15 protein-coding genes and 1 pseudogene are annotated in these 13,998 nt (G+C 66.7%); 6 read left to right on the forward strand and 10 right to left on the reverse strand.

The window, feature by feature from the left end; all coding sequences use genetic code 11:
• Positions 1 to 12: 12 nt before the first annotated feature.
• The gene (locus tag OXU42_11030; GenBank protein MDE0029919.1) at positions 13 to 534 is read right to left on the reverse strand and encodes a DUF177 domain-containing protein; all 522 of its coding nucleotides are present in this window, start codon (positions 532 to 534) and stop codon (positions 13 to 15) included.
• 195 nt (positions 535 to 729) lie between these two features.
• Between OXU42_11030 and OXU42_11035 the strand changes: the two genes are divergently transcribed.
• Both OXU42_11035 and OXU42_11040 read left to right on the forward strand, forming a co-directional pair.
• The gene (locus tag OXU42_11035; GenBank protein ID MDE0029920.1) at positions 730 to 1,653 is read left to right on the forward strand and encodes a S1C family serine protease; all 924 of its coding nucleotides are present in this window, start codon (positions 730 to 732) and stop codon (positions 1,651 to 1,653) included.
• A gap of 51 nt (positions 1,654 to 1,704) precedes the next feature.
• Positions 1,705 to 2,109 (forward strand): thioesterase family protein, encoded by a 405-nt coding sequence (locus tag OXU42_11040; protein MDE0029921.1) that lies wholly within the window; start codon positions 1,705 to 1,707, stop codon positions 2,107 to 2,109.
• A gap of 27 nt (positions 2,110 to 2,136) precedes the next feature.
• Here OXU42_11040 and lpxC read toward each other — a convergent pair whose 3' ends face one another.
• The 6 genes from lpxC to OXU42_11070 form a co-directional block, all read right to left on the reverse strand.
• A complete protein-coding gene (gene lpxC, locus OXU42_11045; GenBank protein MDE0029922.1) occupies positions 2,137 to 3,468 on the reverse strand; it encodes a UDP-3-O-acyl-N-acetylglucosamine deacetylase in 1,332 nt (443 codons plus the stop codon).
• 59 nt (positions 3,469 to 3,527) lie between these two features.
• Positions 3,528 to 5,774: an ATP-binding protein gene (locus OXU42_11050; GenBank protein MDE0029923.1), complete on the reverse strand. Its 2,247-nt coding sequence runs from the start codon at positions 5,772 to 5,774 to the stop codon at positions 3,528 to 3,530.
• Between the two features lie 125 nt (positions 5,775 to 5,899).
• The gene (gene ruvB / locus OXU42_11055) at positions 5,900 to 6,937 is read right to left on the reverse strand and encodes a Holliday junction branch migration DNA helicase RuvB (GenBank protein ID MDE0029924.1); all 1,038 of its coding nucleotides are present in this window, start codon (positions 6,935 to 6,937) and stop codon (positions 5,900 to 5,902) included.
• Between the two features lie 36 nt (positions 6,938 to 6,973).
• Entirely contained in the window at positions 6,974 to 7,561 is a 588-nt protein-coding gene (ruvA, locus tag OXU42_11060; GenBank protein MDE0029925.1) for a Holliday junction branch migration protein RuvA, read from the reverse strand.
• 9 nt (positions 7,562 to 7,570) lie between these two features.
• Positions 7,571 to 8,167 carry a crossover junction endodeoxyribonuclease RuvC gene (ruvC, locus tag OXU42_11065; protein ID MDE0029926.1) on the reverse strand — a complete coding sequence of 199 codons (597 nt, stop codon included), beginning with the start codon at positions 8,165 to 8,167 and terminating at the stop codon, positions 7,571 to 7,573.
• Complete coding sequence (locus OXU42_11070) at positions 8,157 to 8,903, reverse strand: YebC/PmpR family DNA-binding transcriptional regulator (protein MDE0029927.1); 747 nt, start codon at positions 8,901 to 8,903, stop codon at positions 8,157 to 8,159. Before OXU42_11070 ends, ruvC begins: the two co-directional genes overlap by 11 nt.
• 388 nt (positions 8,904 to 9,291) lie before the next feature.
• On the opposite strand from OXU42_11070, the pseudogene OXU42_11075 reads away from it, so the two are divergent.
• Both OXU42_11075 and OXU42_11080 read left to right on the forward strand, forming a co-directional pair.
• Positions 9,292 to 9,597: pseudogene (locus OXU42_11075) on the forward strand (septal ring lytic transglycosylase RlpA family protein).
• Entirely contained in the window at positions 9,595 to 9,876 is a 282-nt protein-coding gene (locus OXU42_11080; GenBank protein ID MDE0029928.1) for an SPOR domain-containing protein, read from the forward strand. The pseudogene OXU42_11075 and the gene OXU42_11080 overlap by 3 nt, the downstream one beginning before the upstream one ends.
• A gap of 128 nt (positions 9,877 to 10,004) precedes the next feature.
• Here OXU42_11080 and OXU42_11085 read toward each other — a convergent pair whose 3' ends face one another.
• From OXU42_11085 to OXU42_11095, 3 genes are all read right to left on the reverse strand, one after another.
• Positions 10,005 to 10,829 (reverse strand): MBL fold metallo-hydrolase, encoded by an 825-nt coding sequence (locus tag OXU42_11085; GenBank protein ID MDE0029929.1) that lies wholly within the window; start codon positions 10,827 to 10,829, stop codon positions 10,005 to 10,007.
• Between the two features lie 90 nt (positions 10,830 to 10,919).
• Positions 10,920 to 11,792, reverse strand: a complete 873-nt coding sequence (locus OXU42_11090; GenBank protein MDE0029930.1) for a CoA ester lyase — start codon at positions 11,790 to 11,792, stop codon at positions 10,920 to 10,922.
• A gap of 15 nt (positions 11,793 to 11,807) precedes the next feature.
• On the reverse strand, positions 11,808 to 12,968 hold the full coding sequence (locus OXU42_11095) for an acyl-CoA/acyl-ACP dehydrogenase (GenBank protein MDE0029931.1): 1,161 nt from the start codon (positions 12,966 to 12,968) through the stop codon (positions 11,808 to 11,810).
• Between the two features lie 37 nt (positions 12,969 to 13,005).
• Between OXU42_11095 and OXU42_11100 the strand changes: the two genes are divergently transcribed.
• A complete protein-coding gene (locus OXU42_11100; protein ID MDE0029932.1) occupies positions 13,006 to 13,740 on the forward strand; it encodes a DUF3047 domain-containing protein in 735 nt (244 codons plus the stop codon).
• A 144-nt stretch (positions 13,741 to 13,884) separates the two neighbouring features.
• Positions 13,885 to 13,998 (forward strand): MaoC family dehydratase (locus OXU42_11105; GenBank protein ID MDE0029933.1); only part of this gene is annotated, 114 nt, incomplete at its 3' end.

Here is a 13,998-nt window from a genome sequence, read left to right on the forward strand (position 1 = left end):
GACCCGCCGGCGCTACGACCGGTCGAGTCGGAGGTTGCGGAAAGCCGCCATGCGGGGATCCCCCGGCGACGTGCACCCGCACGTGGTCCGGTTCAAGTCGGCGCCGCAGTCGGGGCACAGGCCGCGGCAATTCTCGCTGCACAGGGGCCGGAGGGGCAGGGCGAGCAGCGTCTGCTCGCGGACGAAGGGCGAGAGGTCGATGTCCTCCCCGGTGTAGAAGCTCAAGCCCATTTCGTCCGCCGTAAGCTCCATGTTCTTATTAGTCGGAAGGGGGTCCGGGGTCAATACGAAGTCGAAGGATTTTTCGATAACGAAGCCGCAGTCTTCCAGGCAACGGCTGCACTCGGCTTCCGCCGCCCCCTTGAGACTCCCGTGGAAGAATATCTCCCGTCCCGACCGGTAATAGGTGACGTCGATCCGGACCGGCGACGGCAGGCGGACCGCCGCCGAAGCTTCTTCCCGGACGATGTCGGGGGTTTCGGCGAAGCAGGTCTCCCTGGGTACGGTGTCGATTCGGCTGAGGGGGATCTTCAAGGCCGCTCCAGTCAAACGATCTTCATAGCTGGCAGGCGTCAAGCCTGTCAATCTCCAGAGCCCGCGCCCCACGGGGGCGCCTTGTGTACGTGAATCGTTTCTGTTAACGCATGTGTCCGTGACATTTTCCCTGCATCCCAGGAACGCTCGGCCTGGAAGCCGGATCCGCCGGCGCAACACCACCGGAGACGCCGCGTGAACGCCCGTCTCGGACTGGTGCACGCCGTGCTGCTGGCCACGGCGGACCTCAGCACCACGGTACCGGCGCACCATCCATCGGCCCGCAACCTCGGCACCGAGCGCATGGGCTCGGGAACCGTCGTCGATCCGGCCGGCATCATCCTCACCGTCAACTATGTCGTCAACGGCGCCGACTCCATCACGGTGACGCTCGCGGACGGGAAGCAATACCCCGGACAGCTCATGGCCCAGGACTTCGACTCCGGCATCGCCCTGGTCAAGATCGACGCCAACGACCTGCCCTTCCTGCGCCCGGCGGAAACCGTGACCGTGGGGCAGCCGGCCTTCATGATCGCCAGCAGCGGACAGCACAACCGGCGCGTCAGCGACGGCAACGTGACCTCGCTGGAAGGCTACGACGGCCAGTGGGAGTACATGCTGGAGAAGTCCATCCGCGTGAGCGCCTTCAATCCGGGCTTCGGCGGCGGCACGCTGGCGGACACCCGCGGGCGGCTGCTGGGAGTCGTGTCGCTGAACCTCAACGATATCGGAAAGTTCACCATGGCCATCCCGGTGGAGTACTACCTCCGGGACGCGGACGAGCTGCGCAACTTCGGACGGGTGCGGAGCCGCCCAGCGCGCCCCTGGCTGGGCCTCTACTCACAGGCCATGGGCGGCCACGTGCTGATCACGGGCGTGACCCCGTCGGGACCCGCGGAGAAGGCGGGGCTCAAACAGGGCGACATCATCCTCGCGGTGGAGCGGCAGGAGGTACAGACCCGGCCCCAGCTCTACCGGGAGGTGTGGAAGAAGCAGGCCGGCGACGTCATTACCTTCCGCGTGATCCGGGGCGACGGCGCCATGGACGTTCAGGTCCCCAGCATCGATCGCTGGGACCGAAACCGCAACAATCCGCCGGAGGGCCAGGCCGGCGCCTGACCGGCGTCTCCCGTCGGGCGTACAGGGCGTCCTTCCGAGACGACGCGCCCCGTGAAGAACATCACCACCTACCGGGTCATCTACGGCGACACGGACCAGATGGGCGTCGCCTACTACGCCAACTATCTCCGCTGGTTCGAGATCGGCAGGACCGAGTTCATGCGCCAGGCGGGCATTCCCTACGACCAGGCGGAACGGGAGGGAATCTTCTTCCCGGTGACCGAGGTGCAGTGCCGTTACCGCAAACCGGCCCTCTACGACAACCTGCTCTGGATCGAGACCACCCTCGAATCTCTCAGCCCCGTGGCGGTGCGGTTCCATTACCGCATCGGCCTGGAGGGACACCGCACCGCGCTGGCGTCCGGCTGGACGAAGCACGCGTGCCTCGGTCCTGAACGCAGGCTGACGCCCCTGCCCGACGCCTACGCGCGGCTACTCGGGCTGACCGGGCACTAGTGCCCGTCCGTGTGACCGATGGAAGAATCAGCGTGCCGGCTCCGCCGCGGCATGGACGCCGGCGCCGGTCTCGAGTCCGGGGACGCCGTAGGTGTCCGCGACGCGCCGCAAGAGCGCGATATTGTCGGCGTGGCCCGTCATCCGCGCGCGCACCCGGCCGCGAATGGGGCGGCCCATGAGCGAGAAGTCGCCGACGATGTCCAGTATCTTGTGCCGCGCGAACTCATCCTCGAAGCGCAGGGAGGTGTTGATCACGCGCTCGTCGTCGACGAGGATGCAGTTGCCGAGGCGGCCGCCCTTGATCAAGCCCAGCCGTTCGAGCTTCTCGAAATCGCGCAGGAAGCCGAAGGTCCGCGCCGGCGCGATCTCGTCCCGAAACGACTCCGCCCCCCGGTGGATGTAGGTGTATTCCTGACTGCCCACGGGACTCGGGTAGCGCAGGCGGTAGTGCACCGTGAAGACGTCGGCCGGTTCGATGACGATCTCCTCCGGCCCGTCCCCGCTCACGCTCAGGGTCCGGTCGATGACGATCTCCGGGCACGTCCCCTCCTGCTCTTCCACCCCGGCCTCCTCGATCAGGCGGCAGAACTCGATGGCCGAGCCGTCCATGATGGGAATCTCACCGTACATCTTGATCAGCAGGTTGGTGATGCCGTAGGCGTGCAGGGCCGCCATCAGGTGCTCCACGGTGCCCACCACCACGCCGCCGCGGCGCAACGACGTGGCAAAATCGGTGGAGCGCACGCAGTCCAGATGGGCCGGGACCGTGGCATCGCCGGAGATGCCGCCGAAGTGAATGCCGCTGTTCTCCGGCAGCGGGTGCAGGATGACGCCGGTGCTGACCCCCGAATGCAGGCCCAGGCCGTTGGCCACGACGCTCTTCCGGAGAGTTTTTTGGCGCACCGCGCCATCGGCGGAAACGGCGCTGGACCACGGCGCCGCCTGGTGCAGCCGCAACTGCTGCTCCGCCGCCGGACCCTCGCGCCGCGCGTCGCCGCAGGCGCGCTTGATGGTCGCCAGCAGCCCGTCGAGAGAGAGCGGCTTCTCGATGAAGTCGAAGGCGCCCAGCTTGGTGGCGGTCACCGCCGTGTGGATGCTCCCGTGGCCCGAGATCATGATGACGCGGGCGTCCGGATGCGCACTCTTGATCTGCTTGAGCAGCACGATGCCATCCATCTCGGGCATCCAGATGTCCAGCAGGATTACGTCCGGCGCCTCCTGCGTCACAAGCCGCAGCACCTCGGACCCCTCGGTCGCCGCGATCACACGGTAACCCTCGTCGGCGAGGATCTCGCGTACGGTATCGCGGATGACGTCCTCATCGTCCACCACCAGCACCGTTCGTTGCGCTGCCTGCATCGTCTCTGAATCCTCCACTTGAAACGCCGCGCGGTTTCCCCGCCTTCCGCGGTCCCGCGTCAGGACGCCTCGCTCGTTCGGACGTCGAGCGGCTCGGCCTGCGCGGCCGCGGGCAACTCGATGATGAAGCGCGTGCCGCGGGGCTGGTTCTGGCGCACGCGAATATATCCCCGGTGGTCGGCCACGATGGTGCCGACGATGGAAAGCCCCAGTCCGGTGCCGTCCTCCTTGGTCGAATAGTACGGCTCGAAGATCCGCCCCCGGTCCTCCCGGGCGATGCCCTCGCCCTCGTCCGCCACCTCCAGCCGCACCATGCCGAAGGCTTCGTCGTAGCGCGTGGCGATCTCGATGCGTCCGCCGCCGTTCAGGGACGCCACCGCATTGTCCAGCAGGTTGAACAACGCGCGCTTGATCTGCTCGCGGTCCAGCTCCACCAGCGGAACGGAATCCTGCTCCGAGAAATCGAACTCGACTTCCCGGTGACCTTCCTTGACAAGGAACAGCGCTTCCCGCACCACGTCGTTCAAGTCATCGGGGGCAAGCTTCGCCGTGGGCAGCCGCGCGAAGTTCGAGAACTCGTTCACCAGCGTCTTGAGCTCCTCCACCTGCCGGATGATGGTGGACGTACACTTGTCGAGCACGGCGCCGTCACCGTCCAGGACGTTCTCGTAGCGCTTGCGCAGGCGCTGCGCCGAGAGCTGGATCGGCGTCAGAGGGTTCTTGATCTCGTGGGCGATGCGGCGCGCCACCTCGCGCCACGCCTCCACCCGCTGCACGCTCTGGATCTCGGTGAGGTTCTCGATGAAGACCATGATGCCGAGCGTGTTGCCGTCGTCGTCCCGGAGGCTGGCGGCCGCGGTCATGAGAGTCAGGGGTCCGTCGCGGCCCACGATGCGTATATCGCGTTCCACGCCGGCGCTGCCCTTGACCTGTTGGATGACGTCGAGCAACGGCCACAGGTTCGGGGCCTGAAGCGCCTCCTCGTAAGGCCGGCGGAGCACGTCCTCGGCCGCGATGTCCAGCATCAGCTCCGCGGCCTTGTTGACGATGGTCACCTTTCCGGACCGGTCCACCGAGATCACACCGGCGGTGATGTTGGCGAGCAGCGTCTCCATGTATTGCCGGCGCTGATCCAGTTCGGACTGGGTGTGCTTGAGGTCCTCGGTCATCTGGTTGAACGAAGACACCAGGGTGCCGATCTCGTCGTCGCCGCCGCTCTCGATACGGTAGTCCAGGTTGCCGTGGGCCACTTCGTGCGTGCCCTCGGCCAACTGCTGGATCGGCACCGTGATCCCCTTGGCCAGCGCAAAGCCGAACCACGAGGCCGCGAAGATCATGACCAGCGTGATGAGCAGCAGCGTCAGCATGTACGCGTTCTTCACCGGCTTGTTGAGGATGGCCATGTGCTTGTACTCTTCGTACGACCGCGAGATCGCCTGCGCCTTCTTGCTGACGCTCGCGGGCACGAAGTAGTCCACCACCACCGCGCCGATGATCCGGCGGCCCTCGCCGTAGACCGGCACCGCGCCGCGCAGCACGTCGCCGTCGCCCAGCCCCTCGCTGCGCGTCACCTCGAGGCCGCGCAACGCGCTGTCGAGAAAATCCGCCCGGGGCCGCACCGTCACTCCGGTGGGCACCTGGTCGTTGAACGCCTTCACCAGGGCCGTCCCGTCCGGCTTGTAGACCTCCACCGTGCCGAGGTTGTATTCCCGCTGCTTCTCCTCCACCAGGCGCTTCAGACCGTCGAGGTTCTTCGACTCGAAGAGCTTCACGTCGCCGATGCGGTGGCTGAGCTGGCGCGCGAAGAAAAGCGCGTTGTCGGCGGAGTTCTGGTAGTAGGTGGAGCTGATGTCGAGGGAGCCCCTGAGCGCGTTGACCACCTGGGCGTCGAACCATTTGTCCACCGACCGGGTCACCAGGCTTCCGGCGGTCAGGAACAGCAGCACGGTGGGCACCAGCGAGAGGCCGATGAAAGCGAACACCAGGCGGGCCTGGAGGCGGGAGCCCAGGATGCGCCGGCGCCTGTCCAGCACCAGCTTCAGGAGGTTCCGCACCACCAGGAACACCAGCAGCGCCAGCAGGATGATGTTGAGGTTGACCAGCAGGAAGAACGCGATGTTGCTGACGAGGGTGTAGTCCGCGGAAACGTCCGGAAGGATATCCTCGAAGAACGCGAACAGGAGGATCAACAGGGAACTGATGAGGATCAGCCACCCTTCGCGCCGGCGCCGCCTGCGTTCCGCGGATTGCAGCGCCCGCGCGTGCTCTTCCTCGGCCTTGGCTGTGCTGCTCATTGGAGCGGCCATACCGGCTTCCTCCGGCACGGAATACGAATGCACGGAATCACACTAACGTTTCCACCGGCAAAGCACAAAGGAAATGACCGTCCTGGAAAGACCCGGCTCGTGAGGGGAAGCGCCTCGCGCGACGCCTACAGCAAACGCTTCTGCCGCTTCTCCCGGTCCACGCGGGACGCCGACTGCGACCGTCCCAGGTGCCGGTAGGCCACCGGCGTGGCCACCCGGCCCTGCGGTCTCCGCTCCAGGAAACCCGCCTGGATGAGGTAGGGCTCGTAGGCATCCTCGACGGTGCCGCGCTCCTCGCCGATGGCGGCGGCGAGGGTATCCAGACCCACCGGACCACCGTCGAACTTGTCGATGATGGTGGCGAGGATCAGCGTGTCCATCTTGTCGCACCCCTGCTCATCCACCTCCAGCATCTCCAGCGCGCGGCACGCCACCGGCCGGGTGACCCTGCCCTCGCCGTGGACCTCCGCGTAGTCCCGCACCCGGCGCAGCAGCCGGTTGGCGATGCGCGGCGTGCCGCGGGAGCGGCGCGCGATCTCCATGAAGCCGGCGTCGTCGCCGCCCACGCCCAGGAGCGCCGCCGAGCGGGCGAGCAACCGGGCCAGCACCTCCGGCTCGTAGAAGTCGAGACGGAACACCGCGCCGAAGCGGTTGCGCAACGCCGGGGTCAAGAGGCCGGAACGGGTGGTGGCGCCGACGAGGGTGAAGCGCTTGAGATCGAGCTTGATGGACTTGGCGCCGGGACCCTGACCGATCATCACGTCCACCTGGAAGTCTTCCATGGCCGGGTAGAGCACCTCCTCCACCACGTGGTTGAGGCGATGGATCTCGTCGATGAAGAGGATGTCGCCCGCGTCCAGGTTGGTGAGGAGCGCGGCGAGGTCGCCGGGGCGCTCGATCACCGGACCCGAGGTGGGGCGGATGTCCACCCCCATCTCGTGCGAGATGAGGTGCGCCAGGGAGGTCTTGCCGAGCCCGGGAGGGCCGTGGAACAGCAGGTGGTCGAGGACGTCACCGCGCCGCTTGGCCGCGGTGATGGCGACGGCGAGGTTGGCCTTGACCTTGTCCTGACCGACGTATTCGCTGAAGCGCCGCGGCCGCAGGCTCGAGTCGTAGACGACGTCCTCTTCCGTGCCCGTGGGCGAGATGGTCCTGTTTTCCATGAAGGCGTTTCAGCGCGCGGCCGGCCGGTACGTACGCTAAAGGCTGAGCTGGCGCAGGGCTTCCTTGAGCACGGTCTCCAGATCGGCGGTACCCTGGTCCAGCAACCGCCGCACCACCCGCTCCGCATCCGCGCGGCGGTAACCCAGGTTCACCAGCGCCGACACCGCGTCGCCGCGGACTCCCGGATCCACCGTGGCCGACTCCGGAGCGCTTTCCGGCAACCCCGCTACTTTATCACGCAGTTCCACGACCATGCGATCCGCCATGCGCTTGCCGATCCCGGGGATCGACACCAGGCGGGCGACGTCGCCGTCCCGCAGGGCGGCCAGCAGCTCACCCGCGGCCAGGCCCGACAGGATGTTGAGCGCCAGCCGCGGGCCGATGCCCGACACCCCGGTGAGCAGCGTGAACGCCTGCTTCTCCGCCGGATCGAAGAAGCCGAACAACTGGATGGCGTCTTCCCGGACGTGTGTGTAGACGAGCAGGCTCACCGGCTCTCCCACCTCCGGCAGCCGGTAGAACACGCTCAATGCCGTGTAGAGCTGGTAGCCGACGCCGCCGACGTCGACGATGACCTCGCCCGGCGCCTTGTGGTCCAGTGTGCCGCGAACCTTGGCGATCACATCCGACCCTCACCCCTTGCCGCCGGGCAGGGCCTCCACCGGCCACCGCAGTCCGCGCGAGCTTCTTCCCCTCCGACCCGTTGCGGCGGCACTGGTGCGGAACGCGCACAGATGGCCGTGGCATATGGCCGCCGCCAGCGCGTCGGCGGCATCCTCCTGCGGTTCGGCGGAGAGTTCCAGGAGCGCGGCGACCATCTGCTGTATCTGTGCCTTGCTCGCGTGCCCGTAGCCCGTCACCGCCTTCTTGACCTGCACCGAGTTGTACTCGGCCACCGGCACGCCGCCTTCCGCGGCGGCCAGCAGCGCCACGCCGCGCACCTGGCCGAGCTTCAACGCGCTCTGGACGTTGCGCGCGAGAAAGACCTTCTCCAGGCTGACGTGGGTGGGCTGGTGCTCCCGGACGACGCGGGTCAGCTCGGTGAAGATGCGTTGGAGGCGACGGTCCTGCGACAGGGTCGCGGCGGCTCGCACGGTCCCGTGGGCGACATGCCGGAGCCGGCTTCCGTCGACGCGGATGACGCCCCAGCCGGTCTTAATGGTTCCGGGGTCTATGCCCAGGATCGTTTCGATAGGACCTTCTCCGATCCCGCCGGCATCAACCGGCATTCTCGAGCATCTCGTCCGGTATGTCGAAGTTCGCCGCGACGCTCTGGACGTCGTCGTGGTCCTCGAGCTCCTCGGTGAGGCTGAGGGTGCGCTCCGCCTCCTTCTCACCGAGGGTCGTGGTGTTCTTGGGGATCATGGTGACTTCGGCCGAGATCACCGCGATCTTGGCGTTGTCGAGGCTTTCCCGGACCGCGTTGAAGTCCTCGGGCGCGGTGACGATCTCGTAGACGTTATCGCTCTCGGTGACGTCCTCGGCGCCGGCCTCGAGAGTCAGTCCGATCAGCTCTTCCTCGTCCACCGCGTCCTTGGACACGACGATGAGCCCCTTGCTGTCGAACATCCATGCGACGCAGCCGGTCTCGCCGAGGCTGCCGCCGTGCTTGTTGAAAAGGTGCCGGATGTCGGACACCGTGCGCTTGCGGTTGTCCGTCAGCACCTGCACGAGGAAGGCGGCGCCGCCCGGGCCGTAACCCTCGTAGCTGACCTCCTCGTAGGCCACCCCTTCGAGCTCGCCCGTGCCCTTCTTGATGGCGCGCTCGATGTTGTCGTTGGGCATGCTGTTGTCACGGGCGGTCTGCACGGCGGTGCGCAGGCGCGGGTTGGCCGCGATATCCCCACCACCCATGCGCGCCGCCGCCGTGATCTCCTTGATGAACTTGGTGAACAGCTTGCCCCGCTTGGCGTCCTTGGCCGCCTTCTTGTGCTTGATGGTGCTCCATTTGGAATGTCCGGACATGGCGCGACACTCTCCTCCAGCAGAGTCAGCCGGCACCCGACCGCCGGGTCGAGGTTGCCGGAATGCTTGCCGGCCCGTCGACCCCGAACGCGGGCAACGTGCCAGCGAATCAAAAAGTTACCACAACCGGCACCGGGCCGTAAACGAGCCGGACGAGCGCCCGCCCCCCGTGGAAGCCGTATGAAGGTGCGCCACTTTCATGAAACCGGCATTCCGGTATAATCGGAAAGCGATGGTTCCCACACTCCGTTGGCGCCCGCACGGCCGCGTTTGGCCCTGGGCCATCGCAACACTCGTGGCGCTTTCCGCGTGCGCGCCCTCGAAACCGGACCCCGCGAAGCACGATCCGTCGCCCGGCGTGTCGGTGTCGCCGGACACTCCCCGCGTCCCCACGCCTCCCGCGGTGGCGCTCTCGCAGGAAGGCATCGCCTCGTGGTACGGCCCCGGCTTCCACGGGAAGAAGACCACCAGCGGCACCGTCTACGACCAGCACGGCATGACCGCCGCGCACCAGACCCTGCCGCTGGGTTCCAGCGTGGAAGTCACCAATCTCACCAACGGCAAGTCCGTGACCGTGCTGATCAACGACCGCGGCCCGTTCGTGAAGAACCGGGTGATCGACCTCTCCTACGCCGCCGCCCGCGCGGTGGACATGATCCGGCCGGGAACGGCGCCGGTGCGCGTGGACGTCGTGGATACCGGCGGATACCCGCTGACGGCCATCCCCGAGCGTCTGGACTACACCTTGCAGGTCGGAGCGTTCTCGGACCTGGACAAGGCCCGTGAACTGAAGGCCCGCCTCGAGAGCCGGCACGACAGGCCGGTAGTGATAGAGTCCCATGAAGGCTACTATCGGGTCCGCCTCGGAACCTTCAGCGGCGAGGCCGCGGCACGGGAGTACGGCGCCCGCCTGTCTCAAGAAGGGTTGCCCGTGGTGCTCGTGGAGGTGTGGCCGCCGGCGGCGGGGTGGTGACGCCGATGATCGAAGCGGTGAAGACGCAGCGTCAGACCGCTTCCCCTGCCCTCGCAGAGCAATTCGTCCATCGGTAACCCCGTGGGGATGGTTGCAAATCAGGCACCATGGTGCCCGATTTACAAGGTTCAAGCGGAGGGAGAGCCTGTCAGGAGGTACCGGTCGCCTTCCCGATACACCCGCTCCTCGACCATGAGCTTCAAGAGGTGGGCCTCGACGGACGAGCGGGCCACGCGCATCAGGGCCTGGGGGTAGTCCACGTAGATGACCGCCACCAGTTCGGCGATGGAATGGCGGCCTTCACGGAGCCCCTGGAGGATCTGCTCCTCGCGCATCAGCCGGTGGTCGATGTACTCCCGGATCTTGGCCATGGGCTCGGTGACGAACGGGCCGTGCCCGGGAAGCAGCAGGCGGATGTCCAGCGAGAGGAGCTTCTCGAGGGACTCCATGTAGTGGACCATGTTCCCTTCGCCGGCCGGCACCACCGTGGTGCCCTTGCCGAGGATGTGGTCTCCGGAGAAGAGGATCTTCTTTTCGCGTTCGTAGAAGCAGCAATGCCCGGCCTCGTGTCCCGGCGTGAACACCACCTCCAACTCGCCACCGTCATAGGGGATGCGGTCGCCTTCGTCGTAGGTGAAGTCCTCGCCGCCCAGATGGCCCGCGCGCACCCGTGAAATTCCCACTTCGGCGCCCGTGCGCTCCTTGAGCGCCAGCGCGCCGCCGCAGTGGTCCATGTGGATGTGGGTCAGCAGGATGCGGGTGATGCGGCTCCCGCCCAGCGCCTCCATCTCGGCCAGCAGCCCGTCGATGTTCTCGTCCGAACCCAGGGCCACGTCGATGACCGTAATGTCCCGTTCGCCCAGGAGGTACTGGTTCGTCCCCCGAAGCGTCATGTAGCCGGGATTGGTGGCGGTGAGGCAGCGGATGTTGTCGGCGTTCTCTACCTTGGGCATGGGCTGGTGCGCTCCTCAGTTTGGGGCCATGACGGATACTGAACCCACGCCTGGACCCGATCCGATATCACGTGCTCGCCCCCCGCCCGGTTATACGCTGCCCAGGGCCTCGGCCAACTCCAGGGTCCGGCGCGCGCGCTCGATGATGGGCCGGTCTATGAGTTGGCCGCCGAAGGCCACCGAGCCGTCGCCGCGGGCGGCGGCCTCCTCGTAAGCCTCGATGACCTTGCGGGCGTAGTCGATCTCCTCGGGACCGGGGCTGAAGGCCGCGTTGATGGGCGCGATCTGGGCCGGATGGATGGATGACATGCCGGTGAAGCCCAGGCGCCGCGACTGCAGCGCGAACCGCGCCAAGCCGTCCGGATCCTGGAGATCCACCCAGACTCCGTCCACCGCCTGGACGTGAGCCGAAGCCGCGGCCACCACCATGGCCGAGCGCGCGTAGAGCAACTCCTGGGCCTCGCCTTCCCGCGAGGTGGGGAGCCCCAGTTCCCGACCGAAGTCCTCCGCGCCGAACATGAGCCCGACGACGCGCGGCGAGCAACCGGCTATAGCCGGCGCGGCAAGGAGTCCTCTGGGGCTCTCGATGGCTACCAGCATCTTCACCGTCGTGCCCGTGGACGCCTCGTGCTCCGCCACCAACGACTCCACGGTGGCGATCTCTTCGGGCGACTCCACCTTGGGCAGCACCAGCCCGTCCAACCCCGGGCGCAGCACCGCGGCGAGGTCGTCCTCCATGCGCTGGTGGCCGATGGCGTTGATGCGCACGTAGCGCAGGGGCTGCCCAGGGCTGCGCTCGCGCCCCAGCGCCTCGCCGATGAGACGCCGGGCCTCGTCCTTCTCCGCCGGCGCCACGCCGTCCTCGATGTCCAGCATGAGCGCGTCGGCGTCCAGCCCCAGCGCCTTGTCGATCATTCGTTGCCGGTGGCCCGGCACGAACATCCAGGAACGTTGCAAATCCATGGTCGTTTCTCTCACTCAGTACGACCGCGGCATCCCCAGTACATGCTGCCCCAGATAGGCCAGCACCAGGTTGTTGCTCACCGGCGCGATGGTCAGCAGCCGGGTCTCGCGGAACTTGCGCTCCACGTCGTAGTCCACCGACAGCCCGTAGCCGCCGTGGGTGGTGATGCAGGCGTTGGCCGCTTCCCACGCGGCTTCGGAGGCGAGCAGCTTGGCCATGTTGGCCTCGGCGCCGCAACGCTCGCCGCGGTCGAACTTGGAGGCGGCGTGCCAGCGCACCAAGTCCGCCGCCTCGATGTGCGCGTAGGCCTGGGCGATGGGAAACTGGATTCCCTGGTTGGCGCCGATGGGGCGGCCGAACACCTTGCGCTCGCCCGCGTAGCGCGATGCCCGCTCCACGAACCAGCGGCCGTCCCCCACCGCCTCGGCGGCGATTAGCACGCGCTCCGCGTTCCAGCCGTCGATGATGTAGCGAAAGCCCATGCCTTCCTCGCCGATGAGGTTCTCGGCCGGCACCTCCAGGTCGGAGAAGAAGAGCGCGTTGGTATGATGATTGATCATCATGTCCAGGGGCTTTACGTCCAGCGCGTCGCCCGCTTCCCGGATGTCCACGAGGAACGCCGACAGGCCGCGGGTCTTGTCCTCGAGCTCGTCGTAGGGCGTGGTGCGCGCCAGCAGCAGCATCAGATCCGACTGCAACACCCGCGAAATAAAGATCTTCTGCCCGTTGATCACGTAGCGGTCGCCCTTGCGCACGGCGGTGGTGCGGATGCGCGTGGTCTCGGAGCCGGAGTCGGGCTCGGTGACCCCGAACGCCTGGAGCCGCAGCTCGCCGCTGGCCACGCCGGGCAGGTAGCGCCGCTTCTGCTCCTCGCTGCCGTGCCGCAGCACGGTGCCCATGGTGTACATCTGCGCGTGGCACGCGGTGGCGTTGCCGCCCCAGCGGTTGATCTCCTCCAGGATGATGCTCGCCTCGGTGATGCCGAGTCCGATGCCGCCGTACTCCTCCGGGATCAACGCCGCCAGCCAGCCCAGCTCCGTGAGCTTGCTCACGAACGCCTCCGGATACTCGCCCTTGGCGTCCACCGCCCGCCAATAGGGGTCGGAAAAGTCCTGGCAAACCTTGCGGATCTCCTCCCGGAGCTGCACCTGGTCCTCGGTGAGGGTGAAATCCATCATGGGTGTGCGGTACTATACAGAGAGGAGGCGTTGAATGCCAATTTGGTCCATGCTGACAGCTCTTGCCCTCACCGTAACGGCGGCGACCCTCGGTGCACAGTCGCCGGCGACGCTGGATGTCGGAAATTTCTCGGCCGCGAACGCCGGCGGACCCTTCCCCGACGGCTGGGAACCGCTCACCTTCGACAAGATCGAGAAGCACACGGAGTACTCGCTCGTGGAGGACGGCGGGAACGTGGCGGTCAAGGCGGTGAGCCAAGCCTCAGCTTCGGGACTGGTGCGCAAGGTGGACATCGACCCGATGCAGCATCCCGTGGTGGAGTGGCGCTGGAAGGTCGAGAACGTCCTGAAGAAGGGCGACGTCACCCGCAAGGACGGCGACGACTATCCGGCCCGGCTGTACATCACCTTCAGGTACGACAGCAGCAAGGTGGGGTTCTTCGAGCGCGCCAAGTACGAAGCCATCCGCTTCGCCCACGGGGAATACCCGCCCCTGGGGGCCGTGAACTACATCTGGGAGAGCAAGAGCCCGGTGGGAACCGTTGTCCCCAACCCCTACACCGGCCGCGTCCGGATGTTCGTGGTGCAAAGCGGCAACGGCAAGGTCGGCCAGTGGGTGACGGAGTCGCGCAATCTCGTCGAGGATTACCGGAAGGCTTTCGGCGGCGACCCGCCGCGCATCTCCGGCGTGGCGGTGATGACCGATACTGATAATACCGGCGAGTCCGCGACGGCCTACTTCGGCGACATCGTGTTCAAGGCGCGGTGATTCCTGGAGTGGTTTTCACTCTTCACCGTGGCTTATGCTAATCTGCGGCAGCAACGCCGCGACCCCACAAGACGTCATTCCCGCTTTCGGGGTATTGACGTCTTGTGGGTGTCGGCGCCACTCTTGCCCGGAAGGAGATCTCCCATGGCGGTCGTACAGGGCTGGGAAGGACGTTACTTCGAGGACTTCAACGTCGGCGACGTATACCGGTGCCGGGTCGGGCGCACGGTGACGGAGAACGACAACATCTGGTTCACG

The sequence above is a fragment of the Deltaproteobacteria bacterium genome (assembly GCA_028818775.1).
Taxonomy (GTDB): Bacteria; Desulfobacterota; Binatia; order UBA9968; family JAJDTQ01; genus JAJDTQ01.

Coding starts and splice junctions, on each gene's coding strand:
- OXU42_11085 (MDE0029929.1), bottom strand. CDS start 10,829: ATGCCCAAGGTAGAGAACGCCGACAACATCCGCTGCCTCACCGCCACC.
- OXU42_11050 (MDE0029923.1), bottom strand. CDS start 5,774: ATGGCCGCTCCAATGAGCAGCACAGCCAAGGCCGAGGAAGAGCACGCG.
- OXU42_11070 (MDE0029927.1), bottom strand. CDS start 8,903: ATGTCCGGACATTCCAAATGGAGCACCATCAAGCACAAGAAGGCGGCC.
- ruvB (MDE0029924.1), bottom strand. CDS start 6,937: ATGGAAAACAGGACCATCTCGCCCACGGGCACGGAAGAGGACGTCGTC.
- OXU42_11090 (MDE0029930.1), bottom strand. CDS start 11,792: ATGGATTTGCAACGTTCCTGGATGTTCGTGCCGGGCCACCGGCAACGA.
- OXU42_11100 (MDE0029932.1), top strand. CDS start 13,006: ATGCCAATTTGGTCCATGCTGACAGCTCTTGCCCTCACCGTAACGGCG.
- lpxC (MDE0029922.1), bottom strand. CDS start 3,468: ATGCAGGCAGCGCAACGAACGGTGCTGGTGGTGGACGATGAGGACGTC.
- OXU42_11095 (MDE0029931.1), bottom strand. CDS start 12,968: ATGGATTTCACCCTCACCGAGGACCAGGTGCAGCTCCGGGAGGAGATC.
- ruvC (MDE0029926.1), bottom strand. CDS start 8,167: ATGCCGGTTGATGCCGGCGGGATCGGAGAAGGTCCTATCGAAACGATC.